Source organism: Nocardia sp. NPDC050793 (assembly GCF_040654065.1).
GTDB lineage: Bacteria > Actinomycetota > Actinomycetes > Mycobacteriales > Mycobacteriaceae > Nocardia.
This window is the reverse complement of sequence record NZ_JBFAHG010000003.1, coordinates 508,884-532,059: the sequence shown is the minus strand read 5'-3', so window position 1 is coordinate 532,059 and position 23,176 is coordinate 508,884. Positions and strand designations below refer to the sequence as shown.

Sequence of the window (23,176 nt, the reverse complement as noted above, 5' to 3'; positions counted from 1 at the left end):
CAGAGGGGATTCTGATGAGTGACACCAACCAGCTCCGCCATCGGGGCGCGCGCGCCTTCGCGCTCGCTTCCGTCCTGGCGGCCGGGCTGGTCTTCGGGAACGGTTCCGCCGCAGCGGGAATCGACAGCAGCAACACCATCGTGGACCGCGAGGACCGCGCGGTGGAGGCCATCCAGGCCGACACCCGCATCGATTTCGTGCCACCGCTGGACGGGAATCCGCTCACCAGGGAGTGGTTCCACCACGGGGAGGCGGCTTTCAAGATCTCCGGTCCGCACGCCGAGGACTGGAAGGGCCGGATCACCATCGGCTACCAGGTAGGGTTCCCCGCCACGCTGAACGGCAAGATCCGCTTCGAGTATTCGACACCGGGTCTCGGCGTCGATCTCGGCGGCGGTGACGGCGCGCTGCTGAAGATCGACAGCCTGATCCCGCGGCTCGGCCTCCAGGTGGAGGTCGGTTTCGGACCGGGTATCCAGACGATCGAATGCGCGAGCGGCGAGATCTCCGGCACGTCGGGCTTCATCCGCATGTCGGGCTTCCACGGCACCGTCACCGGCGTGGTCGGGCCGACCAACATTCGCCCGTTCGTGATGATCGTGGGCGCGAACGGCGACACGGTGATCACTTACGGCAAGCTCTGGACGATCTGAGCCCGCCGCAGGCCGCCCGGATCAGACCAGCAGATCCGGGCGGTTCCGCACGGTCGCCAGGGTGCGCACGCGCAGCCGGTGCAGCGCCGCCTTCGCCAGCCTGGTGTCCCCGGCCAGCACGTCCCCGCGGTGCACCAGCTCCGGGTAGTCGTGCGCGATGCGGTGGTGGAAGCGGTACATCTCGGTCAGCTTGCTCACCGTGGAGGACCGGCTGCACAGGTTGAACGACGAATTGCGCCAGGCGGCGAGGATTTCCGTCATTCCGAAGAACGCGCCGAACGAACCGACCCTGGCGAACAGATCGACGTCCATCGGAAAGACCAGGTCGCCGCGCAGCCCGCCGACCTTGTCGTAGTGCTCACGGTAGAACATGGCCGCGGCGGTCGGCCCGAAGTCGGCGGGTCCGCGTCGCACGATGGTGCGCGCCAGCTCGCGCGGGGTCTGCCTGCCGAGCAGGCCCGCGAGACCGAGCCCGGACTCCCTCACCTCCCCCGCCTCGTCGATCACCTCGAAGCGGCTCGACGAGATGGCGATCGAGGCGTCCGCCATCACCGCCAGCTGTGCGGCCAGCGCGCCCGGCCGCAGCACGTCGTCGGCGCAGACGACCTTGACCAGCGTTCCGGTCGAGGCCATGATGACTTTGTCCCAGTTCCGGCCGATCGGCAGCACGGAGTCGTTGCGCAGCACCCGCACCCGGGGATCGTCGACGGAGCGCGCCACCTCCCCCGTGTCGTCGGTGCTGGCGTTGTCCAGCACCACCAGTTCGAAGTCCTCGTCCTGGGCGAGTATCGAATCCAGCGTGGCGGCCAGCGTCCGCCCCGAGTTGTACGCCGGAACGCATACCGACAGCGACGCCATGTCAGCCCCCTAGCCGTCGACCCGGGCGACCGGGCCGTTCTCCACCAGTCGAAAGACCCGTTCCAGACCCGCTCTGCTCGCCTCGATCTGCTCGACAGCCTTCTGCTGCAACGGATCCCGCAACTCCGGAGCGGCTTCCCACAGCTCGTCGATGGCCTGCCGCAGTGCGGCGTCCAAGCCGGGATCGTCCAGGTGCACCACCCGCAGCCCCGCGCCGAACATGCCCGCCAGGCCGTGGAACTTGTCGTCGTAGTACTCCGAGGCTGTGATGCCGACCGCCGGAATGCCTTGGGACAGCGCGAAAACCGCCAGGTGGTACGCGCTGGTCACCAGCACCCGGCAGCGAGCGACCTGCCTGGCCACGTCCCGCGGTGTGCCGCCGCGTCCGACCGGTGGCCTGCGCTTGGCCGCGCCCGTGAGCAGTGGCAGCGTGGAGCGGCGGTCCTCGGAGGCGTACTCGGAGATGATCAGCGGCATCAGTCCCGCGTCCAGCGCCGCGGCGCGGTCGCGGACCACCCGGCCCAGCGTTTCCCTTGCCGCCGCGCCGACCGGCGCGTACTCCGCGACCCGCAGGCACAGACCGAGGTCGGTCCCGATGCGTGCATCGCGCAGGCGGTAAGCGAATTCCACCGCGTCGTCGCCGGTGACCATGATCTGTTCCGGCGCGACGCCGACCCGCGCCAGCAGTTCCGGTCCGCGCCGTCGCTCGCGCAGCGCGACGAAGTCCGCTCCGGGCAGCACCTCGGCGGCGCGGTCGAGCAGGCGCTCATCGCGCAGCGGGCCTAGGCCTTGGCCGACCAGCGCGGCCGGAATGCCTTGGGCACGCGCCGATTCCAGCAGATCGAGGGTGCGGTGCGCCTGATATTTGTCGACATCGGTCAGGTACCCGCCGCCGATGGCGAGCACCAGCGAGGCCTCGCGCACCGCCGCGGGGACCGACGCCCGCGGCTCGGCGCTTTCGGGTTCGGCGACGGCGGTCGCGACCTCCGCGCGCAGTGCGCGGATCCGGTCCTTGGGTCCGTCGGTGACCGCGCGCCAGCGCAACGCGGCGGGACCGATCAATTTCGTTGCGGCCGTGTGGGTTACGCGGCCGGACCAGCCCTCGGAGCCCCAGGACCAGTCGGGTCCGCTGATGGGTTCCGCCTCGGGAAGCAGCGCGCGTAGCACCGCGGGCTGGTGCGTGAGCACTCCGATGCGCGCCTGCGGCCAGCGGGCGCGCAACCGTTCGATGGTGGTGACCATCATGGCGATGTCACCGCGATTGCGCAGCCAGTACTCACCGTTCTCCACTAGCACGCGAATATCGCGCTCGGCGAGGGTGATTCGCTCGGGCACGGAACTACCGATCCCCACTGTTCAGTCCTCCCGCCTGTCCCCCGCGAGCACGAACTCGCTGTGCAATCTACCCGACGCCACGGGCGACGGCCAGCGCTCGCGATGCCACGCCGGGGGCGTCTCCGTGTCCTAGACTGTTGCGCGGGAAGCGAGTTCGGCCGGACGATCCGCGCGGCCGGTGCAGGGAGTAGGGGGCCCGGGTGACGGCAGGGACGGGTTCGCTACGTGTCCACATGACGGGATCCGAATGGTTCACCGCGGAGCCAGGCGGACTCAACAGATACTTCACCGAGTTGTTCCACGCTCTCTCCCGCAGGCCGGAGGTCGCGGTGTCGGCGGTGGCCTGGGGCGCGACCAGCGAGGACGATCCGGCGGACGCCCAATCCTGGGGGGCGACAGGGGATTCCACCGCGCGACGGGCTCGCATCGCCTTCCTGGATCGGGCCGCGCTGCGCCGCGCCTCGGTGCTGGATCGGCACTTCTGCCTCTACGGACCCGCCGCGATCGGCAGGCGGGGACGATTGCCGCTGGTGGTGCATTTCCACGGGCCGTGGGCGGCGGAGAGCAGGCTCACCGGGCAGAGTGAGCTCGCGGCGAAGGCGAAGTACCTGATCGAACGCCTGCGTTACGCGGGCGCGGACCGATTCGTGGTGCTGTCCAACCATTTTCGCGAGGTACTCGGCGCGGACTATCGGATACCGGAGGAGCGGATCGCGGTGATCCCGCCGGGTGTCGACCTGTCCCGTTTCCGCGCCGCCCCGCCGCCCGCCGACGCGCCGACCGTTCTGTGCGTGCGCAGACTGGAACGCCGCATGGGCATCGATACGTTGCTGCGCTGCTGGCCCGATGTGGTTGCCGAGCATCCGGACGTGCGCCTGGTGATCGTCGGAACCGGCACGGCGGAAAGGGCATTGCGCACCATGGCCGACGAGTCGGGCCTCGGTGACTCCATCGTGTTCGCCGGGCACGTCGCCGACGACCGGCTCGCCGAACTGTACGAGCAGGCCGCGCTCACGGTCGTGCCCACCATCGCGCTGGAGGGTTTCGGCCTGATCGCGCTGGAGTCGCTCGCCGCGGGCCGGGCGCCGATCGTCACCGACTGCGGCGGGCTTCCGGATTCGGTTCGCGGACTGGATCCTTCGCTCATCGTCCCGGCGGGTGCGGCCGACGCCCTCGGCGCGCGCATCACCGCCGCGCTGTACGGCGCGCTGCCGGCACCCGAGCGCTGTCGTGCGCACGCGGAGACCTTCTCCTGGGATGTCACCGCGCAACGCCACGTGGCGATGTATAGGACCGTCGCATGACGATCCGGGCGGTGTTCCTCGCGCACACGGCGGCCCCGTCCGGCGCCGAACTGGCCACCCTGCGACTGGCCTCCGCGCTGCGCGCCGAGCGGCTCGCCGATGTCGCCGTGATCTACACGGAGGACGGTCCGATGGTCGAGCGGACGCGAGCGCGCGGCATCGACGCGCACGTGGTCCGAGGCGCGTTCGACAGCCGTGCCATGACGATCGGCTCGGGGCCGCTGCGATTGCTGGCGGGCGCGCTGGCGCTGCTGCGCCTGGGCTGGACGCTCGGCTCGCATCCGGCGATCACACAGGCCGACGTGCTGGTCGCCGAGAGCACCAAGGCCCTGGTGATGGGCGCGGTAGCGGCGCCGCGGGCGAGCATTCCGCTGGTGTGGCAGGTGCACGACCGGATCGCGGCCGACTACTTCGGACGCCTGCCCGCGCTCGTCGTCGGTCTGCTCGGACGAGCTGTGGCACAGGGCTTTCTGGCCAACAGCCGAACCACGTTGGCCACCCTGCGCACCGGTCGCCGCCCGGCCGAAGTCGCCTATCCCGGTGTCGAACTCGGGGTCATGCCGACCCGTGCCGCCCAGCGCGAACCCGAGGAGACGGTGGTCGCGGTGCTGGGGCGAATCGCCCCGTGGAAGGGACAGGATGTGCTGTTGCGCGCGGTCGCCGCGACCAGGATCCGGCCGCGCCGGGTACTGCTGATCGGCGGCGCCTTCTTCGACGAGGAACCCTTTGCGGCCGAATTGGACGGGCTCGCAGCAAATCTCGGACTCCTGGCGACCCGGACCGGTCACGTCGACGACCCGCGCCCGTACCTCTGCGAGGCCGACATCCTGGTGCACTGCTCGGTACTGCCCGAACCGTTCGGTCAGGTCGTCGTCGAGGGCATGCACGCGGGCTGCGCCGTGATCGCCTCCGGCCCGGGGGGTCCCGAAGAGATCGTGCGCGCGGGCGCCGACGGTCTCCTGGTGCCCGGCGGCGACGAGGCCGCGCTCACCGCCGCGCTCGACTCCCTCATCGGCGATCCGGACCTGCGCACGCGCCTCGCCACGGCGGGTCGCGGGCGCGCCGCGGATTTCGACATCGCCGTCACCGCCCGTTCCGTCGCCGCCTTCCTCGGCCGGATCGTCCAGCGCCGGAACGCCGCCCATGTCTGAGACGCGGTATACCGCGGACCGCGCCGGTGCGGGCGGCGCGCATCGCAGGGACGACGGAACGCGCGGGGCGTCCGGCGGCGGCACCCACCGCTCGCAAGGATTGTTCGCGGTGCTGCGCGATATCGGGTACGTCAGCTTCGGCAAGTACGGCCAGTACGTCATCACGGTGGTGACGGTGCCGCTCATCGCGCGCGTGCTCGGCGTGCACGGGCTCGGCCTGCTCGCGATCGGCATGTCCTCCTATTTCCTCGGCTCGCTGCTGGTGGACCTCGGCATCACCTCGTTTCTCGCCGCGCGAGTGCACGACATCGCCGGAGACCGCGACCGGCGCGACTACGTCAACCAGCTGCGCGGCGACTACCTCACCATCCGCGCCACCGGCTTCGCGGTGCTCGGCGCCGCGCTCGCCGCGGGCCTGGTGGTCGGCGTGCCGGAACGGGTCGACATGATCCTGCTCGGTCTGTTCGCGGGCGGATTCTGGTCGACATCGGAGGACTGGCTGCTCATCGGGCAGGGCCGGTTCGGCACCTCGACGGCGTATCAGGCGGTGGGCCGGATCGGGTATCTGATCCTGCTCGTGGTGCTGCTTCCCCGGCTGCCGCACGCGCACGTCGCGCTGCTCTGCCTGCTCGTGTCCTCGGTACCGACCGTGGCGCTGACCTGGTGGGACGCGCTGCGCACCTACGGCAGGCCCGCGCGGCCGCGGCTGGTCCGGGCCGTGCTGCGCACCGGCGCACCGGTGCTGGCCTCGCGATTGCTGGCCACGTCGTACGGGCAGGGCGCGGCGGCTGTCTACGCCACGGTGCTCGACGCGGTCGCGCTCGGGCTCTACTCCGCGGGCGATCGGCTCGTGCGGGCGATCCAATCGATGCTCGACTCACTCGGTTTCGCACTGCTGCCGCGCATGGCCAAGCGCAGCGCCGACCACCGGTTCTGGCGGCATGCGCTCCAGGCGCTGGCCGTCGGCGTGTGCGTGGCGACGGTGGCGGCCGCGGCGGTCTGGGCGGCCGCGCCCGTGCTCGTCCATCTCGTGTTCGGCGACGGGTTCACCGGCGCCATCGGGCTGTTGCGCGTCGAGGTGCTGATGCTGCCCGCGACCACGGTCACCTCGTTCGTCACCACCGCGGTGCTTCCGGTGCGGCAGGACACCGCAGGCGTGCTGATCGGCGCGGTGCTCGGCACCTGCGTTGCCGCCGCGGCACTGGCCATCGCGTTCCGCACGCACTCGGTGTGGACGCTGGTCTACGGGTCGGTGATCGTCGAATGCACCGTCGCCGCTTGGTATCTCGCGCGCGTGCGCTGGCTGATCGTGCGCGAGCGGACGACGGCGGCGGCCACCGCTCCGGCCGTGGTGATGATGCGCGAGGAGGGCGGCGCGTGAGAATCCTCTATGTCGGCGACGATTGGATCGGCAGCAATGCCCGCTCGCTGGCCGACGGCTTCCGCCAGGCCGGGCACGAGGTGCTCGTCGTCGATTCCACGCCCGTGACGCTGCCCGCGCGACTGTCCCCGCCGTGGCTCTACGCCAAGGCGGCGCGGCGGCGCGCACCCTGGACCGTCGAGCGTCTGCACGACGAGATCGACAGCGCGGCAGCGTCGTTCCGTCCTGATCTGCTGTTGGCGTTCAAGTCGGTGCACCTGGATCAGCGGCGGCTGCTCGACGTACCCGCCGCAGGCCGTGTGCACTACAGCCCCGACGACGTCGCCAATCCGGAGAACATCACCTCCGAATACCTGGCGCACGAACCGGACTGGGATCTGGTGGTGACCACCAAGCGGCACAACGTCGCCGAACTGCGCGAGCGCGGCGCTCGCGCGGTCGCTTTCGTGCGCAGCGCCTACGACCCGGCCTGGCACCACCGCGCCGCGCGGCGCGGCCGCCGGGAATTCCTGGCCGGTTTCGTCGGCGTGTGCCGTCCGGACCGCCGCGCCGACCTCGTCGCACTGGCCCGAAAGTACGGCGATCGCATGCTGATTCGCGGGCCCGGCTGGCGGCGGGTGCCCGAATTGCGGACGACAAGGGCGGTGGTGGCGGGTCCGGTGTACGGGCAACACTATTCGGCGGTGATCGCCACCGTCACCGCCAACCTGGTGTTGCTCAACTCCGGCAACCGCGACACCCACACCTGCCGCACGTTCGAAGTGCCCGCTGCGGGCGGGCTTTTCGTCGGCGAGCGCACCGAAGAGCACGCCGAACTGCTGCGCGACAAGTCCGAGTGCTTCCTGTTCACCGACACCGCCGAGCTGCACGAGATCCTCGACTGGTGCGCGGCCAATCCAGAGCGGGCCGCCGCCGTCGCCGACGCCGGGCACCGCAGGATCGTCGAAGGCGGCCACCGCTACGTCGACCGGGCGCGGGAGATACTCGCCGCGTTGGAGGCGCAAGTATGAGCGAACTCGCCGGCGTCGCGGGCGCGCTGCTCACCCTGGTCGTCGCGTCCGCCTGGATTCCCGGTGTGGTCCGGGTTTTCGTGATCGCCCAGGCGGCGTTCTGGTCGCTGTCCTACATCGCGCGTCCGCTGGTGCTGCTCGCGGTCCAGCCGCAACCGCACTACGGCGACAACGTGCCCGATCCGCGACTGGCCGAACTCGGCTACGACCACGGCATCGATCTCGTGCTGGACCACGTCGTGTTCGGACTGTGGGTATACGCCGCGCTGGTGGTGGCCTACGCGGTGTGGGCGCACGCCCGCCCGCCTGCCTCGCCCGCCCTTGCCTGCGACCCGGATCTCATCCCCACCCTGGTCACCATGTACGCGCTCGGCCTGCTCGGTCGCGCCGCCGCGGTGGCCACCGGTTCGGTCGGCAGCGCGGGCGAGGTCACCAGCGCCAACCCTATTCTGAGCTTCGTCTCGATCCTCGCCACGGTGGCGTCGCTGGGGCTGATCGTGTTCGCGCGCCCGGCGCGTCCCGAGGTCGCCGCGCTCGCCGTCGGCGTGCTGCTGGCCGGGGAACTGGCCTGGACCGCGGTGGTGGAGTCGAAGACGCCGATCATGGGCGCGGCGATGGCCGTCGCGATCCGCTTCGCCCTCTCGGGGTGGACGCGGGCCAAGGCGCTCGGCGTCGCCGGTATCGGCGCGCTCGGCATCGGCGGGTTCGGCTGGCTGCAATCGTTCAAGACCACCGAGCTCGCCAAAGCCGAAGCGGCGCTGATCGATTCGGACTACCCGCCGGGCGTGCGCCCGTTCCTGAGCATCCTGCGCCGGTTCGATCTGCTCGAGGCAGCCACCGACGCCTACTTCCACGGTCCCGGCTACTGGCTGACGCCGGGTGAGGTGCTGAACAACGCGGCCCTCAGTCTCGTGCCCGCTCAGCTGCTCGGCACTCAGAAGTTCCAGTCCGGCACCGCGTGGGCGCAGGACGTGCGCGGCGCCTCGGTGGACATGAGCAAGGTCTCGGTCTCGCTGGCGGAGGGAAATCTCAACGAGGGCTATGTGCTCGGCGGCTACACCGGCGTGCTGGTCGGCGCGCTGTTCACCTTCGGGCTGCTGCTGGCCTGGTCGCGGGCGCTGTCCTCGCGGCTGTTCCCCGTGGTGGTACTCGGCCTCGCGATCACCGGCTCCTCGGCGCTGTTCGAACGCGGAATTCTCGGCAGCATGGAGAATCTCGGCAAATTTCTGCAGGCCGCCGTGCTGGCCTGGCTCGTTCACGCGGTGGTCACCGAGGTGCGGCGCCGCACCCGGCACGCGCCAGCGCGGGTTGTTTCGCCCGTCGTAGTGTAGGGAAAAGGAAGTCCTGGCAATGGGATTGACCGAATACTGGCGGATCGCGCGCCGACGGTGGCTCGTCATCGCAGGGGTGGCGCTGGTGTGCCTCGCGGCGTCGGCGGTCTATCTGCGCGGCCAGCCGACCACCTATTCGGCCTCCAGCAGCATGTACGTGTCGATGGCGACCGGCACCTCGGTGAACGACTCGTACCAGGGCGGGTTGGCGGCTCAGCAGCGGGTGCGGTCCTACCTGGACCTCGCGACCAGCGCCACGGTCGCGGAACGGGTCATCGACGATCTGAGCATCGACATGTCCCCCGACGAGCTACGCGGCGAGATCACCGCCACCTCGCCGCCCGCCACCACCCTCATCGTCATCTCGGTCACCGATGGCAATGCCCAGCGGGCGCGCGACCTCACCAACACCGTCGTCGCGCACTTCCGCAGGCTCATCGACGAATTGGAGACCATCGAACGCGACGCGGCGCCCGCCGCCCGTGTCGCGGTGGTGGACCGTGCGGAGCTGCCTGCGTCACCCGACGGTCCGCAGTCCGGGCGCGTCTTGGCGCTGGGTCTGCTGGCCGGGCTGGCGCTGGGCGCGCTCGCCGCGTTCCTGCGCGATCGCACCGACCGCACGCTGCGCACGTCCAACGATCTCGAGGCGCTGCTGCCGGTGCCCATCTTCGGCATCATCGACGAGGGGAGGCCCGGCGCGGCCGACGAGACGCGCCGGATGCGCACCCGGCTGCTGCGCGAGGGGCAGACACACGCCATCCAAGTGACCGGCCTCTCCCCGCGTTCCGAACCGGAAGTCGCTCTGGCACTGGCCAAATCGTTCGCCGACACCGGCCGCTCGGTGGTTCTCGTCGACGCCGACACCTCCGGCGGGGGCGGATCGGAGCGCTTCGCCACCGGTCCCGGCCAGGGGCTGGCCGCCGTGCTGCGGGGCGCGCCCGCCGCGGAGGCGCTCACCGGATGGCCGGAGACCGGCATCACCGTGCTCCCCCTCGGCGACGCCGACCCGCAGACCGCGGATCTGCTCGCCTCCGAACGATTTTCGAGCGTGCTGGCCGAACTGCGCGCGGATTTCGAGCACGTCGTCGTGCAGACCGCCCCGGTCACCGCGGCCGCGGACGCCATCGTGGTGGCGCCGCTGTGCGAGCGGACGCTCGGCGTGGTCGAGCTCGGCGCCACCACGGCGCCCCAATTGCGCGGTGCGCTGGCCACATTCGGCTCCGAGCGGCTCACCGGCGCGGTAGCGTACAGCAGGCCGGGCAACCGCTTGCAGCGGCTCGTGGGGAGGCTGCGGAGATGACCGACGACGGCCTGGGCCGACGACGACTCCTACTTGCCGCGTCACTGGGCGCCGCGGCCGCGGTGCCGCTGGCCGCGGCCTGCGCCGATCCGGAGACACCCGGCATCGGGTTCCGTTCCCCGCACGTCAGCGACGCGCCCGCGGCGCGCAACGTGCGCGATTTCGGCGCGATCGGCGACGGCGTGACCGACGACACCGCGGCCATCGCCGCCGCGGCCGCGGTGCAGGGCATGCCGCTGGTCCTCTACCTGCCCGCGGGCCGCTACCGGGTGACGGCCTGGCCGCCGATGGCCGACTACGCCACCGTGCTCGGCGACGGCGGCGACGTCTCGCTGATCGTGTGCGAGACCGACACCACGCTGATCTCGCTGCGCCAACGTAATCGGGTCCGGTTCGCGCGGCTGGGCATCTACGTCTCCGGGCCGCGCGCGACCGCCGTCGAGCTGTCCGAGTGCTTCCGCTGCTCCTTCGACTCGGTGGTGATCCGCGGTAACCATCTCAGCGGCAACCACCCGCGCTTTCTCGAGCAGCGAGGCGTGGTGCTCAGGGACAACACCGGTGGCACCTCCTTCGTCAACTGCGACATCAACAATTTCGGCTTCGGCATCGTCACCTCGTGCATCCAGAACTACGTCACCTCGTCCAAGCTGACCAGCAACTACGTGGGCGTGCTCGGCACCGGCAACGATCACAACGCCGGATTGGCGCTCAGCAACGTCGAATTCGTCTCCGACAGCGATCCGCGCACCACCGCGCGACACATCGACGTCGACGGCGCGGCCAACGACTGGTGGCTGACCAATGTCTGGTTCGAGGGTGCGGGCACCGCGCTGGCGATCGGGCGGCGCGAGCGCGGCGGGCCCGCGCAGTTCGGCATGGTCAACTGCAAGGTCGCGGCGCGCGAGGTCTGCCTCGAGCTGGCCTACTGCCGCCAGCCCTACCTGGCCAACGTCCAGTTCGACAAGGATCTCGACGGGCATCCCGTCGAGGTGCGGGTGGATCGCACCGGCTGCCCCGAGGGCACCGCGGTGAACCTGATCTCCAGCGCCACCGACAATCTCGAACCGGGACTGTTCCCGGACGGCTGGACCGTGATCAGCCGCGACAGCCTGCACGCGCCCCGATTCGACGGCACCCTGGTCGGCCGGGCAGGCCGCAGCGACGCCGACATCTTTCAGGCGCAGACCAGCGACGGGACCGTCCGGTCGGCGGTGCTCTCCAGCGGGGCGTGGCTGTCCGACCGTCCCGACGCGGGCATCGTGCTCAAGGACGCCGCGGGCGGCTACTGGCGATTGTCGGTGGCCACCGACGGCGCGCTGCGGACGACATCTCTCGGCCGCCAGCGACCCAAGGAGTGATCCCGTGTCCGACCAGCCATCGCTGTCGCGCATCCGGCTCGGTCCGGTGGTCCTGCACGGCGCCACCGTGCTGCTTCGTCCACCCCGAATCGCCGATCACGGGCAGTGGCGCCGGCTCCGATTGCGCGACCGGAGCCTGATCGAACCGTTCTGGTCGAGTTCTCCGCTGGGGTGGCACGAACGGCACACCGCGAAACTGTGGGTGCGCGAATGCCTCACGGTGCGGGAGGAGGCGCGCGCCGGTCGGCGGATGGCGATGGTCATCGAGGTGGACGGCCGCTTCGCCGGGCAGGTCGAACTGATCTCCATCGACACCGGCACGGGCAGCGCGGAACTCGGCGTCTGGGTGGACTCGGAGATGGCCAGGCACGGCATCGGCGGACTGGCGGCGGCGATGGTGCTCGACTTCGGCTTCGGGCCGATCGGGTTGCAGCGCATCACCGCTCCGATCTCACCCGCGAACGTGGCCACCGCGAGCGGCGCCGCCCGGATCGGGTTCCAGCGCGAGGCCATGATGACCCGCTACTTCGACGCCGGGGGCGCCCGCCGCGATCACGAACTGTGGGCGCTCACCGCCGCCATGGTCCCGGCGGGTGGCTGCACCGCCGCCTGGGTGCGCAGGCACCGCGCCGACCATCCGGTGCCGGCACCCCTGCCGCCGACCGGGGAGCGAACCGGTCCGCCCGTCGCCACCGGCACCGTGATCGCGGCCGCGGCAAGGTATTACGCGGGACGCGTGCTGCACCTGATGGATCCGCTGCGCGCCCCGCCGGTACCGTCGCTCGACGATCGGGACCGGCCGGGCGTCGTGCTGCGCAAGCGGCGGCTCGCGGACGGCAGGCAGTGGCGCGCGGCCCGGCTGCGGGCCAGGGCGGCACTCGACCCGAATGACGAAGCGCCGCCAGCGATTTGGGTGGACGCACACTCCCGGGTGCACTGGCTGCGCGAAGTGCTCCGTGCCAGGCCCGGGCTGCGTTCGGCGGCGGGCCTGGTGCTGGCCATCGAGGTGGACGGCGTGTACGCGGGCGAGTGCCGCCTGTTCGATCTGGACATGTTCGACCGCAACGCGCGCATGTTCGTCTGGACCGATCCCGCGCTCGGCGACGCCGCGGACCGGGTGCGTACCGCCGCCACCCGGCTGCTCGTCGCCTACGCCTTCGATGTGCTCGGGCTGTGCCGCATCGCCACCGCGATCGAACCGCAGGACCGCGACGCCGCGGCCGTCGCCGCCAGGGTCGGCATGGTGCGGGAGGGCAGGATGAGCCGGTTCGTCGGCGCCACCGGCCGCCGCGCCGACCACGATCTGTGGGCGGTCACCGTTCCGGACGACACGGCGCCGCACCGGACGTAGAGTTGTGCGCAGAATCCCTCGCGCGCAACCACTTTCACGTGCGCGCGGTCGCACGGCGAGGCCAGGAGATCGGTTATGGAACACCGCACGGCTGAGGAACCGGCCCCGCGACATCGCGGGTTCGCGCGCAGCAACGAACTCCAGGCGCGCCTGCACGACCTGGTGCCTGGCGGCGCGCACACCTACGCCCGTGGCGCCGACCAGTATCCGGAGTCGATGGCGCCGATCCTGGTGCGCGGCAGCGGATGCCGGGTCTGGGACGCCGACGGCAACAGCTACATCGAATACGGCATGGGCCTGCGTTCGGTCACCCTCGGTCACGGCTACCGGCCGGTGCTGGACGCGGTGGCAGCCGCGATCGCCGACGGAGTGAGCTTCAGCCGCCCGACTGAACTGGAACTGCTTGCGGCACAGGATTTCCTGGAGCTCGTCCCAGGCGCCGACATGGTGAAGTTCGCCAAGAACGGCTCCGATGCCACCACCGCGGCCGTCCGGTTGGCGCGCGCCGCCACGGGACGTACCGTGATCGCGGTCTGCGACCAGCCGTTCTTCTCGGTGGACGACTGGTTCATCGGCACCACGCCGATGGCACGCGGCATTCCCGCCGCGGCCGTGGCCGGGACGATGCGGTTCCGCTACAACGATCTGCCCTCGCTCGCCGCGGTGCTGGAGACCGAGGCCGTCGCCGCCGTGGTGATGGAGGCCGCCACCGCACTCGCCGAACCGGAGCCCGGCTTCCTGGAAGGCGTGCGCGAACTCTGCGACCGGCACCGCACCCTGCTCGTCTTCGACGAGATGATCACCGGATTCCGCTGGTCGGCGGGCGGCGCGCAGGCGGTGTACGGCGTGCGGCCCGACCTGTCCTGCTGGGGCAAGGCCATGGGCAACGGTTTTCCCATCTCCGCGCTGACGGGCAGGCGCGAGCTGATGGAGCTGGGCGGCTTACGCACCGACCGTGAGCGGGTGTTCCTGCTGTCCACCACGCACGGCCCGGAATCCTCGTCGCTGGCGGCCTTCCGCGCGGTGGTGCGCGAGTACGCGACCGGCGATCCCGTCGCCCGCATGGAACACGCGGGGCGGCTGCTCGCCGACGGGGTGAACGCCGTCGCCGCCGAACTCGGCATCGCCGAATACCTGGAGGTGCTCGGCAGGCCCTCGTGCCTGATCTTCGCCACCCGCGACGCGGACGGCAAGCCATCGCAGGCCTATCGCACCCTGTTCCTCCAGGAACTGCTCGAGCGCGGCGTACTCGGTCAGTCCTTCGTCACCTCGGCCGCGCACACCGAAGCCGAGGTGGCGCAGACGATCTCGGCCTGCCGGGAGGCGGCGATCAGCTACCGCAAGGCGATCGAGCAGGGCAGCGTCGACGGACTGCTGCACGGCAGGCCCGTCGCCCCCGCGCTGCGCAAACACGCCGAACCGCGCCGGATCGACACCGAACCGGCGGGCGCGTGACAGAGCCGCCGACCGCGCCGCGAGCTGTGACAGCGCCGCGAACCGTGATCGCACCGCGCATCGCGATCGTCCATGAACGCTTCACCGAATACGGCGGCTCCGAGGCGGTGGTCGCCGAGCTGCACGAAACCTGGCCTGGCTCCGAGATTTTCGCCGCGATCGTCGATCCGGCGGGTGTCCGTCCGCCACTGAGCCGCGTGCACGACACCTGGCTCAGCCGCGTCCACGCGGCCACCGGGCGGCGCTCGCACGCCCCGCTGTTGCCGCTGGCGCCGCGCGCGCTGCGCGGCCTGCCCCTCGACGCAGGCTTCGACGCCGTCGTCATCAGCCACCACGCCTTCGCCACCCAGGCCGCGTTCGCGACCGAGGCGCCGACCATCGCCTACGTACACAGCCCGGCCCGCTGGGCCTGGGAGCCGGGCTTCCGCGCCCAGGAGGCGGGCGGGCCCGCGGGCCGGTTCGCGCTCACCGCCCTCGGCGCGCTGGCTCGCCGGTGCGAGTCGCGGGCCGCGCCGCGGCTGACGCACGTGATCGCCAACTCGCATGCCGTCGCCGACCGCGTCCGTGACTGGTGGGGGCGGCCCGCCACCGTGATCAACCCGCCGGTGGACATCCACCGCTTCACCCCGGACCCGGCGGTGGCGCGCGAGGACTTCTTCCTCTTCGCGGGCAGGCTCGTGCCGTACAAACGGCCCGACCTCGCGATCCGCGCCGCCCGGCGCGTGGGCTGCCGACTGGTGATCGTCGGCGGCGGACGCTTCCGCGCACATCTCGACACGCTCGCGGGGTCCGAGACCACCTTCCTCGGCCCCGTCTCGGACGACGTTTTGCAGGACATGTACCGGCGTTGCCGCGCGCTGCTCATGCCGGGCATCGAGGATTTCGGTATCGTCCCGGTCGAGGCGATGGCCTGCGGCGCGCCCGTGCTGGCCGTCGGGCTCGGCGGCGCGCTGGACACCGTCCGGCCCGGCGTCACGGGCGGCTACGTCGAGCCGGGTCCCGACGATGCGGTGACGACCGCGCTCGCCGCGGCCATGACGGATTTCGACCCGTCCGTCTATGATCCCGCCGAAATTCGCGCGCACGCGATCACATTCGCCCCGTCGGCCTTCCGCGCCAGGATGACCGACGCCGTCGCGAGCATTTTGGTCAATTGACCAAGTGAGCCGAGTGGTTGCTCCGGCGCAGCCATCAGACTGGGTAACTGGAAAGACTTGTAACACATACCGTTTGACCTGGGGCGACGGTGAGGATTCCCACACCGCGGCCGACGCCGATCGGCTTGCCCCGCCGACGCTGAACCGATTACAGTTCCGCACAAGTCAGGACGAAGGTGTTCCTACTTTCGGCCCGACCGCTGTCACCGGGGGCCGATTCGTTGACTCCGCATTCACCGCCGCATGCCGGATCAATGGTGCGCGACAACAGGTTCGAGTGAACAGCAGGAGGGACGATGGTCTCCTACATCGTGACGGGCGGAACCGGATTTCTGGGTCGACGGGTCGTGCAAGGGCTGCTGGACGCCGATCCGGAAGCGATCGTCCACGTGCTCGTCCGGGCCGAATCGTTAGCCAAGTTCACGGAATTGGCCGAGGGCTGGCACGGCGGCGAACGAGTCTTCGCCCTGGTCGGCGACCTCACCGCCGAGCGGCTCGGCCTGCGTGATCAGGCGCCGAAGGCCGATCACGTGATCCACCTCGGCGCGGTCTACGACATGACCGCCGACGAGCGCACCGCGCACGCCGCGAACGTGGCGGGCACCCGCTCGGTCATCGCGCTGGCGCGCGACATCGACGCGGTGCTGCACCACGTGTCCTCGGTGGCGGTCGCGGGCGACCACAAGGGCAAGTTCTTCGAGGAGGATTTCGACCTCGGCCAGAACCTCACCTCGCCGTACCACCGCACCAAATTCGCCGCCGAGCAGATGGTTCGCGAGTCGCGCGGGGTGCGCTGGCGGGTCTACCGCCCGGCGATCGTGGTCGGCGACTCGCGCACCGGCGAGATGGACAAGATCGACGGTCCGTACTACTTCTTCTCCGCCATCGCCAAGCTCGCGGTCCTGCCGTCCGACCTGCCGATGCCGCTGCCCGACCTCGGCGCCACCAATATCGTCCCGGTCGACTACGTCGCGGCCGCCATGGTGGAGCTGGTGCGCAAATCCGGCCTGGACGGCCGCACCTTCCACCTGGTTAACCCGCGGCCGCAGCCGTTCGACGCCGTGTACAGCGCCCTCGCCGCCGCCGCGGGCGCGCCCGCAGGCATCGGCCCCGTACCGGGCAGCGGACTGGCGCTGAACGGTCTCGCGCAGCTGCCCGGCGTGCCCGCGGTTCGCGATTTCCTGTTGTCGCAGTTGGGAATTCCCCCGGAGGTCGCGCCGCACGTTTCCTTCGCCTCGGAGTTCGTCTCGGAGTCGACGCAGGCCCAATTGCGCGGCAGCGGCCTGTCGGTGCCGCCGTTCGAGAGCTACGCCGCGCGGCTGTGGCAGTACTGGCGCGCGAACCTCGATCCGAACCGGGACCGCCCGGCCGACAGCGGCGACCCGCTGTCCGGGCGGATCGTGCTCATCACCGGCGCCTCCTCCGGCATCGGCCTGGCCACCGCGCACGCCGTGGCGCGGCGCGGCGCCACCGTGCTGATGGTGGCACGCGGCCGCGCCGACCTGCTCGCCGCGGCCGAGTCGGTGCACGCGGAAGGCGGGGCGGCGTACATCTATTCGTGCGACATCACCGACCCCGAGGCCGTCGACGGACTGGTGCGCGCGGTGCTCGCCGACCACGGTCACGTCGACTATCTGGTGAACAACGCGGGCCGCTCGATCCGCCGTTCGGTGGTGAACTCCACCGACCGGATGCACGATTTCGAGCGGACCATGGCGGTCAACTACTTCGGCGCGGTGCGGCTCATCCTCGGCCTGCTTCCGTCGATGCGGGCGCGGCGCTTCGGTCACATCGTCAACATCTCCTCCATCGCGGTGCAGACCAAGGTTCCGCGCTTCGCCGCGTACGTGGCCAGCAAGTCGGCGCTGGACAACTTCAGCGAGATCGCCGCCGTCGAGAACCGGGACGCGGGCATCACTTTCACCTCGGTGCGCATGCCGCTGGTGCGCACCCCGATGATCGCGCCGACCGATCTGTACCGGTCGCTGCCGGTGCCGGATCCCGACCGGGCCGCGGCCATCGTGGTGCGCGCGCTGGAGGACCGGCCGCACCGCATCGACACGCCGGTCGGCACATTCGCCCAGGCGGTCGATCTGCTGATGCCGTCGGTGAAGCGCACTATCCTGCACCAGGGCTTCCGCATGTTCGGCGAATCGCATGCGGCACGGGGTGTTTCGACCGAGGCCGCGGTCTCCCCCGGCGCCGCGGAGGACAGCTCGGGACGCGGGCCGCTCACCCTGCTCGGGCCGGTGCTGATGCCGCTGATGGCGCTGCCGAACCCGGCGGCCAGGGTCGCGCGGGTGGTGCCAGGCCTGCAGTGGTAGGCCGGTTCGCGGCTCAGCGGATGCGCGTCAGCTTGTCCGGATTGGTGACCGAGTAGATGCCGCGCACGGTGTCCTCGGCGGTCACGTCCAGCACGACGACGGCCAGCGGGGCGTCGCCGTCGAAGAGCACCGCGCACGGATCGGTGCTGACGGCCCGGTACCCGACCCGGTAACCGGGCCGCAGCCCGCGCGCCACCTCGGCGAACAACCGCGCCACCGCGCCCGCCCCGTGCACCGGGCGCAGGCTGGTCGCGGGGCCGCGCTCGCCGCCGTCGGTCCACAGTGTGACGTCGGGGGCGAGGACGGCGAGCAGTTCCTCCAGGTCGCCGCCCATCGCCGCCGCGACGAACCGTTCGGTCACCTGGCGGCGCGCCTTCGGGTCGGCATGCCCGCGCGGGCGACGAGCTTGCGCATGACTACGGGCGCGGTGCGCGATCTGACGCACCGCCGCCGGGGTGCGGCCGAGGATCTCGGCGGTCTCGGTGTGCGGGTACCCGAACACCTCGTGCAGCACGAACACCGCGCGCTCCAGCGGGGTCAGCGATTCCAGGACCACCAGCAGCGCCATCGAGAACGCCTCGGTGCGCACCGCGCGATCGGCGGCGTCGGGCTCGGGTTCGGTCTCACGCACCACGGGTTCCGGAAGCCATTGGCCGACATAGGTTTCCCTTCGCCGGATCATCGCGTTGCGCCGCGCGAGCGCTTGATTCACGGCCACCCGCACCAGGTAGGCGCGGGGGTTGGCGATCTCCTCGGCCGACAGCGCCGTATTGCGCGGCGCCAAGGACAACCAGGTCTCCTGTAGTACATCCTCGGTGTCGGCGACGCTGCCGAGCATCGTGTAGACGACCGAGAACAGCAGCTCGCGGTGTCGCACGAACACTTCGGTCGCGGCATCGGTGTCCATGGCTCTGTCGCCCACGGGCCGGTGTTCCATCACATCTCCTGTCTACGCTCGCTCATCTCGAGCATGAGAGGGCCGCGCCGCACCGCAGTGTGACGCGACGCGGCCGCGGAGTGATCCATCTCACTCGAACGTCACACTCTCGCCTCTCCCCCGACTCCAGATGTCCGTACGCGGCGCCCGCCGCCGAGAACGAAGGAGAGCACCCATGCGCACCGTGATTCGCGACGTCCGACTGTTCGACGGGGAGAAGACCAGCACGGACGCCACCGTCCTTATCGTGGACGACCGCATCGCCGAGTACGACGGCGACCCCGGCGACGTCGAGATCGACGGCGCGGGAAAGACCTTGCTGCCCGGACTGATCGACGCGCACACCCACGTGTTCGGCGACGATCTCGTGCAGGCGCTGCGCCACGGGGTAACGACCGAGCTGGACATGTTCTGCCTGCCGAACCACCTCCCCGCCCAGCGGACGCTGGCCGCCGACCGGGACGACGTCGCCGACTTCCGCAGCGCGGGCACCCTCGCGACCGCGCCGGGCGGACATCCGAGCCAGCTGCTCACGGCGCCCGGGATGGACGCGCTCGACGTCGCACCGTTCGACACCATCGAGCGACCTGACCAAGCCGAGGATTTCGTGCGCGCCCGCGTCGCCGAGGGCGCGGACTACCTGAAGATCGTCGTCGACGACGGCGCGGTGCACGGCACGCGACTGCCGGTGCTCGGCGCGGACACCGCGGCGGCGCTGGTCACCGCGGCGCACGCGGCCGGATTGCGCGTCCTCGCGCACGCCGTCACCGCCGCCGAGGTGCGCATCGCACTGGACGCGGGCGTGGACGGGCTCGCCCATGTGTGGACGGACGACGACATCGCGCTCGTCGACCGCGTCGCCGCGCAGGGCGTCTTCGTCGTGTCCACGCTGGTGTACTTCGCGGCGATCTCGGATCGGTCGGCGAATACGCCGGACTGCGCACGCGCCGGGACGCTCGACGGCGCCACCCGGGTCGCGCGGGCACTGCACCGCGCGGGTGTCGCGCTGCTGGCAGGCACCGACGCCACGCCGTTCGTCCCCGCGCACGGCGTCGACCTGCACACCGAACTGCGCCTGCTCACCGAGGCCGGCCTCACGCCGGAGCAGGCCCTCGCCGCGGCGACCAGCCTGCCCGCCCGGTATTTCGGGCTCGCCGACCGCGGCCGGATCGCGCCGGGTCTGCGCGCCGACCTCGTGCTGGTCGACGGAGATCCCACCACCGACATCACGGCGACCGCCGCGATCGCCGAGGTCTGGCGACGCGGCGTGCGCCAGGCCCGCTGAGCCCCCGCTCCATCCTTCTTGTTCCGGTAGGAGAATCCGTGACCGAATCCCTTGCCCCACCCCGCTTTTGGCCGCTGGCGCTGTTTCGAGCCGGTACCGCCGTCGCGGCGCTGCTCGTGCTGAGCCAGGCGCTGCTGGCGGGCGAGTTCTTGTCCGGGCATTTCGAGGCGCTGGCGGCGCACGGCCGCAACGGCGGTGTCGTCGCACTGTGCATGGCGATCCAGACGGTCGCCGCGATCCTGTTGTGGCGCTTGGGTTCCGGCCCGTCCTGGCCGGTGCGGACCAGCGTCGTGCAGACGATCATCGCCGGTGCGCTCATCCCCTTGGGCGAACAGCGGGTTCTCGCGGTGCATGTACCGCTGGCCGTGGGACTGTCGATCGGCACCGCCCTGCTGACGGCCTGGGCGTGGCGGTGGCGCGCGTGAACCGGATGAGCCGACGCGGGTTCCTGGCCGCCGGGGCCGGCCTCGGCGTGGCGGCGACCTTGGGTGCGGCCGGCGTCCGGGGCGGCCTGCTGCTCACGCCAGGGCAACCCGGCCGCGTGCTGCCGAGCGCGGTGCCGCCGCCACCGGCCTTCCATGCACCGCTGCCCGTCCCCGCCGTACTGGCTCCGGTGCGCAGCGACGGAGAGGCGGACTACTACGAAATCGTTCAGCGGGAAACGGATCTGGAGATCCTGCCCGGTCTCCGGACACCGGCGTGGACCTACGGCGGCAGCTTTCCCGGTCCGACCATCCTGGCGCGATCGGGCCGCCGGTCGGTGGTGCGTCACCGCAACGAACTGCCGCACCCGGTGGTCGTGCACCTGCACGGCGGACACACCCCGGCCGACAGCGACGGCTACCCGATGGACGTCATCCTGCCGCGCGGCGAGTCCGCGGCCACGAGCGCGCACCACGACGGACACGGCACACCTGCGGCCGGGTACGCGATCGCCCACGGGGAGCGCGACTATCACTATCCGAACAACCAACGCGCGGCGACACTCTGGTATCACGACCACCGCCACGGCTTCACCGGTCCGGCGGTCTGGCGCGGCCTGGCCGGCTTCCACCTGATCACCGACGACGAGGAGGCCGCGCTCGGGCTGCCCACCGGCGACCGTGACATTCCACTGCTGATCGCCGACCGCTCCTTCGCCGAGGACGGATCCTTCGCTTATCCGCACGCGGATCCGACGCTGCGCACCCCCGGCGTCACCGACGCGTACATGAACGGTGTGCTCGGCGATGTCCTGCTGGTCAACGGCGCGCCGTGGCCGCGCCTCGAGGTCGATCCGCTGCGCTATCGGTTCCGGCTGCTGAACGGTTCCAATGCCCGCCGCTACCGCCTCGCGCTGGATCCGCCGCCGCCGGGCGGTGGCGGGCTCGTCCAGATCGGCAGCGACGGCGGGCTTCTCGAACGGCCCGTCGCCCACGACGCGATCGACCTCTCCCCCGGTGAACGGGTGGACCTCGTCGTGGACTTCGCGCGCTACCGTCCGGGAACGCGGGTGCGGCTGCGCAACGAATTCGGCGCCGGACGCACCGCCGAGATCATGCGCTTCGACCTCACCGGGCCACCGCGCCGCGACGACACCACCGTCCCCGAGCAGCTGAGCCGGATCGCCGCGCTCGATCCGAGCACGGCGGTCGCGGTGCGCACCTTCCACTTTCAGCTACGCGAGCACGGCTGGGCGATCAACGGCAAGCTCTACGCACCGGGCGAGCCGCTGGCCAGGCCGAAACTCGGCACGGTCGAGATCTGGCGCTTCCTCACCGATTTCCACCACCCGGTGCACGTCCACCTCGATCCGTTCCAGGTGATCGGCCGCAACAACCGCGCACCCGGCCGCTTCGACCTGGGCTGGAAGGACACCGTCGACCTGCGCCCCGCGGAAGCGGTCGAGGTCGCGGTGCGCTTCACCGATCATCCCGGGCCGTTCATGCTGCACTGTCACAATCTCGAGCACGAGGACATGGCGATGATGGCCGACTTCGTCACCGAATGAACGGTCGGCGCGGCGGATTCGTCCTGGGACTGATTGTCGAACGGCTCGGCACTACCCGAGCACCCCAACGGCTGTGCGAGCGGCCTCGGCGACAAGTGGGTTGTCGGCCTTGGCGTTCTGCTCGAACTTCGTGGACAGTACGGCGATGACGAGCGGGGAGCGCCCCGGCGGCCAGGCGATGGCGACGTCGAGGGCGCTGCCGTAGGCGGGGCTGCCGGTCTTGTTGCCGACGGTCCAGCCTGCGGGCAACGCGGCACGAATACGGTCGGCCCCGGTCCTGCTGGCGATCAGCCACGACTTCAATTGCACCCGTTCGGGTTCGGCGAGAACATCGCCGAGAACCAGGTTGCGGTAGTCGGCGGCGAGGGCGGCGGCGGTGGTGGTGTCGCGCTCGTCACCGGGAATGGCGGTGTTCAGCTCGGGCTCCCAGCGGTCCAAGCGCGAGGTGGTGTCGCCGATGGACCGCAGGAATGCGGTGAAACCCTCCGGGCCGCCGAGAAGTTTCAGCAACTGGTTGCCCGCGGTGTTGTCGGACACAGTGATCGCCGCGTCACACAGTGCGGCAACAGTCATTCCGGCGTCGACGTGCTTCTCGGTCACCGGCGAGTACTCGACTAGTTCGGAGCGGGAATAGTGGATCACCTGATCGAAGTAGCCCGTGGACAGCGGGTGGTCGCGAAGCAGGGCGCCGCACGCGAGACCCTTGAATGTGGAGGCCATCGGGAACCTCTCCCCGTCTCGATGGGCAACAGTGCGGCCGGAGCCGGTGTCGATCGCGTAAACCCCCAGACGTGCGGAGTGCGTTGCCTCCATCTCGGTGAACGACGTAGTCGCGGCCGCCGGTGTGGTGTTCGCGGCCGCAGGCACATCGGTGCCGGACCCGCACGCGGCGGTGACGACGGACAACGCGGACACCGCCACGGCGGCGAGGAGCCGACGACGACCGAGCGGGCCAGGGCTGGTGAAGACAGAAAAGTTCACCGCCGCACCACACCA

General features: G+C 70.8%; 19 protein-coding genes. 15 read left to right on the top strand and 4 right to left on the bottom strand.

Translation table 11 applies throughout. The annotated features are described in order from the left end of the window. The first annotated feature begins 14 nt into the window (after nt 1–14). Nucleotides 15–653: an MspA family porin gene (locus AB0H50_RS13020; protein ID WP_357450726.1), complete on the top strand. Its 639-nt coding sequence runs from the start codon at nt 15–17 to the stop codon at nt 651–653. A 21-nt stretch (nt 654–674) separates the two neighbouring features. Here the strand turns inward: AB0H50_RS13020 and AB0H50_RS13015 are convergent, their stop codons facing one another. Continuing rightward, a complete protein-coding gene (locus AB0H50_RS13015; protein WP_357450724.1) occupies nt 675–1,511 on the bottom strand; it encodes a glycosyltransferase in 837 nt (278 codons plus the stop codon). Between the two features lie 9 nt (nt 1,512–1,520). After that, complete coding sequence (locus AB0H50_RS13010; protein WP_357450721.1) at nt 1,521–2,864, bottom strand: polysaccharide pyruvyl transferase family protein; 1,344 nt, start codon at nt 2,862–2,864, stop codon at nt 1,521–1,523. A 215-nt stretch (nt 2,865–3,079) separates the two neighbouring features. On the opposite strand from AB0H50_RS13010, the gene AB0H50_RS13005 reads away from it, so the two are divergent. The 11 genes from AB0H50_RS13005 (at nt 3,080) to AB0H50_RS12955 (ending at nt 17,968) form a co-directional block, all read left to right on the top strand. After that, on the top strand, nt 3,080–4,150 hold the full coding sequence (locus AB0H50_RS13005) for a glycosyltransferase family 4 protein (protein WP_357450719.1): 1,071 nt from the start codon (nt 3,080–3,082) through the stop codon (nt 4,148–4,150). Further along, nucleotides 4,147–5,301 carry a glycosyltransferase family 4 protein gene (locus AB0H50_RS13000; RefSeq protein WP_357450716.1) on the top strand — a complete coding sequence of 385 codons (1,155 nt, stop codon included), beginning with the start codon at nt 4,147–4,149 and terminating at the stop codon, nt 5,299–5,301. The genes AB0H50_RS13005 and AB0H50_RS13000 overlap by 4 nt, the downstream gene beginning before the upstream one ends. Further along, a complete protein-coding gene (locus tag AB0H50_RS12995) occupies nt 5,294–6,682 on the top strand; it encodes a lipopolysaccharide biosynthesis protein (RefSeq protein WP_357450713.1) in 1,389 nt (462 codons plus the stop codon). The genes AB0H50_RS13000 and AB0H50_RS12995 overlap by 8 nt, the downstream gene beginning before the upstream one ends. Continuing rightward, nucleotides 6,679–7,692 carry a glycosyltransferase gene (locus AB0H50_RS12990; RefSeq protein WP_357450710.1) on the top strand — a complete coding sequence of 338 codons (1,014 nt, stop codon included), beginning with the start codon at nt 6,679–6,681 and terminating at the stop codon, nt 7,690–7,692. Before AB0H50_RS12995 ends, AB0H50_RS12990 begins: the two co-directional genes overlap by 4 nt. Further along, nucleotides 7,689–9,023, top strand: a complete 1,335-nt coding sequence (locus AB0H50_RS12985) for a hypothetical protein (protein ID WP_357450708.1) — start codon at nt 7,689–7,691, stop codon at nt 9,021–9,023. The genes AB0H50_RS12990 and AB0H50_RS12985 overlap by 4 nt, the downstream gene beginning before the upstream one ends. Nucleotides 9,024–9,042: 19 nt before the next feature. Beyond that, the gene (locus AB0H50_RS12980; protein WP_357450706.1) at nt 9,043–10,323 is read left to right on the top strand and encodes a Wzz/FepE/Etk N-terminal domain-containing protein; all 1,281 of its coding nucleotides are present in this window, start codon (nt 9,043–9,045) and stop codon (nt 10,321–10,323) included. Further along, on the top strand, nt 10,320–11,681 hold the full coding sequence (locus AB0H50_RS12975; protein WP_357450703.1) for a glycosyl hydrolase family 28-related protein: 1,362 nt from the start codon (nt 10,320–10,322) through the stop codon (nt 11,679–11,681). Before AB0H50_RS12980 ends, AB0H50_RS12975 begins: the two co-directional genes overlap by 4 nt. 4 nt (nt 11,682–11,685) lie before the next feature. Further along, nucleotides 11,686–13,032, top strand: a complete 1,347-nt coding sequence (locus tag AB0H50_RS12970) for a GNAT family protein (RefSeq protein WP_357450700.1) — start codon at nt 11,686–11,688, stop codon at nt 13,030–13,032. A 75-nt stretch (nt 13,033–13,107) separates the two neighbouring features. After that, a complete protein-coding gene (locus tag AB0H50_RS12965; protein WP_357450698.1) occupies nt 13,108–14,487 on the top strand; it encodes a glutamate-1-semialdehyde 2,1-aminomutase in 1,380 nt (459 codons plus the stop codon). Between the two features lie 44 nt (nt 14,488–14,531). Further along, complete coding sequence (locus tag AB0H50_RS12960) at nt 14,532–15,644, top strand: glycosyltransferase (RefSeq protein ID WP_357450696.1); 1,113 nt, start codon at nt 14,532–14,534, stop codon at nt 15,642–15,644. A 296-nt stretch (nt 15,645–15,940) separates the two neighbouring features. Next, the gene (locus AB0H50_RS12955; RefSeq protein ID WP_357450693.1) at nt 15,941–17,968 is read left to right on the top strand and encodes an SDR family oxidoreductase; all 2,028 of its coding nucleotides are present in this window, start codon (nt 15,941–15,943) and stop codon (nt 17,966–17,968) included. A 13-nt stretch (nt 17,969–17,981) separates the two neighbouring features. Here AB0H50_RS12955 and sigJ read toward each other — a convergent pair whose 3' ends face one another. Further along, nucleotides 17,982–18,905 carry an RNA polymerase sigma factor SigJ gene (gene sigJ / locus AB0H50_RS12950; RefSeq protein WP_357450690.1) on the bottom strand — a complete coding sequence of 308 codons (924 nt, stop codon included), beginning with the start codon at nt 18,903–18,905 and terminating at the stop codon, nt 17,982–17,984. A 175-nt stretch (nt 18,906–19,080) separates the two neighbouring features. Here sigJ and AB0H50_RS12945 point away from each other — a divergent pair, with 175 nt between their 5' ends. The 3 genes from AB0H50_RS12945 to AB0H50_RS12935 are packed head-to-tail and all read left to right on the top strand — an operon-like array spanning nt 19,081 to nt 22,180. Further along, nucleotides 19,081–20,190 carry an amidohydrolase family protein gene (locus tag AB0H50_RS12945; RefSeq protein WP_357450687.1) on the top strand — a complete coding sequence of 370 codons (1,110 nt, stop codon included), beginning with the start codon at nt 19,081–19,083 and terminating at the stop codon, nt 20,188–20,190. 38 nt (nt 20,191–20,228) lie between these two features. Beyond that, nucleotides 20,229–20,615 carry a hypothetical protein gene (locus AB0H50_RS12940; RefSeq protein WP_357450685.1) on the top strand — a complete coding sequence of 129 codons (387 nt, stop codon included), beginning with the start codon at nt 20,229–20,231 and terminating at the stop codon, nt 20,613–20,615. Between the two features lie 5 nt (nt 20,616–20,620). Further along, the gene (locus AB0H50_RS12935; protein ID WP_357451543.1) at nt 20,621–22,180 is read left to right on the top strand and encodes a multicopper oxidase domain-containing protein; all 1,560 of its coding nucleotides are present in this window, start codon (nt 20,621–20,623) and stop codon (nt 22,178–22,180) included. A gap of 51 nt (nt 22,181–22,231) precedes the next feature. Here AB0H50_RS12935 and bla read toward each other — a convergent pair whose 3' ends face one another. Then, entirely contained in the window at nt 22,232–23,161 is a 930-nt protein-coding gene (gene bla, locus AB0H50_RS12930; protein WP_357450683.1) for a class A beta-lactamase, read from the bottom strand. Between the last annotated feature and the right edge of the window lie 15 nt (nt 23,162–23,176).

Bases quoted from the DNA above. Each gene is read 5' to 3' on its own strand.
- AB0H50_RS12995 (WP_357450713.1), top strand. From the start codon at position 5,294: ATGTCTGAGACGCGGTATACCGCGGACCGCGCCGGTGCGGGCGGCGCG.
- AB0H50_RS12975 (WP_357450703.1), top strand. From the start codon at position 10,320: ATGACCGACGACGGCCTGGGCCGACGACGACTCCTACTTGCCGCGTCA.
- AB0H50_RS12985 (WP_357450708.1), top strand. From the start codon at position 7,689: ATGAGCGAACTCGCCGGCGTCGCGGGCGCGCTGCTCACCCTGGTCGTC.
- AB0H50_RS12980 (WP_357450706.1), top strand. From the start codon at position 9,043: ATGGGATTGACCGAATACTGGCGGATCGCGCGCCGACGGTGGCTCGTC.
- AB0H50_RS13015 (WP_357450724.1), bottom strand. From the start codon at position 1,511: ATGGCGTCGCTGTCGGTATGCGTTCCGGCGTACAACTCGGGGCGGACG.
- AB0H50_RS12965 (WP_357450698.1), top strand. From the start codon at position 13,108: ATGGAACACCGCACGGCTGAGGAACCGGCCCCGCGACATCGCGGGTTC.
- AB0H50_RS12945 (WP_357450687.1), top strand. From the start codon at position 19,081: ATGCGCACCGTGATTCGCGACGTCCGACTGTTCGACGGGGAGAAGACC.
- AB0H50_RS12955 (WP_357450693.1), top strand. From the start codon at position 15,941: ATGGTCTCCTACATCGTGACGGGCGGAACCGGATTTCTGGGTCGACGG.
- AB0H50_RS13000 (WP_357450716.1), top strand. From the start codon at position 4,147: ATGACGATCCGGGCGGTGTTCCTCGCGCACACGGCGGCCCCGTCCGGC.
- sigJ (WP_357450690.1), bottom strand. From the start codon at position 18,905: ATGGAACACCGGCCCGTGGGCGACAGAGCCATGGACACCGATGCCGCG.
- AB0H50_RS13005 (WP_357450719.1), top strand. From the start codon at position 3,080: ATGACGGGATCCGAATGGTTCACCGCGGAGCCAGGCGGACTCAACAGA.
- AB0H50_RS13020 (WP_357450726.1), top strand. From the start codon at position 15: ATGAGTGACACCAACCAGCTCCGCCATCGGGGCGCGCGCGCCTTCGCG.
- AB0H50_RS12935 (WP_357451543.1), top strand. From the start codon at position 20,621: ATGAGCCGACGCGGGTTCCTGGCCGCCGGGGCCGGCCTCGGCGTGGCG.